Below are 584 nucleotides of genomic sequence, written 5' to 3' on the forward strand. Positions count from 1 at the left end.
AGATTCAGAATAAGATTGGTTAATAGTTTTTGCTCTGAATTTGTGTTGCTTCTTATTACACAGGGCAAAGGCATCTGAAATTACTCAAAATCACAACTAAGGTTAAGAACCAAGCGAAAATCAGCATTTCTGATTTGATCTACCTTCTGAGCTTCAAAGCGATGTCCGCAGCAAGCTGCAAAGCATCTACGCCTACATCTGTGTCAATAAGCAGCAATTAATGCAACTGTTTTTGAGCTTCTTGATCATTTAAAGGTCTTGTTGACATGATGCCTTTGCCCTGATCAAGCTCCCCAGTCAGTATGCATTCTACTAGGACGCATTTAGGTGAGTTGTCAGCAAAAAAATACTAAGAAGCTACACCTAATTCCTCATCTGCTGGCTGTTGTTGCTCCTTTACAGCACCCAATTCCTCAATAAAAGCGTCGATTGCCTTGGCTGCTGACTGCTTACCTGTTTTCAATTGGGAAAGGACGTTTTCGCGGATTGCTGAATAATCTGGTAAGACTTGCTGCTCAACAGAAACAGCTTCTTGTGCAGGTACGGCAACTCCACCATTACGCTCATCTATTAAACCCTTTATT

At 41.3% G+C, this 584-nt stretch carries 1 pseudogene; it reads right to left on the reverse strand.

Features of this window, described 5'->3' with window-relative positions:
- Window positions 1-349 precede the first annotated feature (349 nt).
- Window positions 350-584 (reverse strand): annotated as a pseudogene (locus HCR01_RS38195) (hypothetical protein); the annotation flags it as partial.

Origin of the sequence: Nostoc sp. MG11 (genome assembly GCF_014904695.1) — a bacterium.
Classification (GTDB): domain Bacteria; phylum Cyanobacteriota; class Cyanobacteriia; order Cyanobacteriales; family Nostocaceae; genus Komarekiella.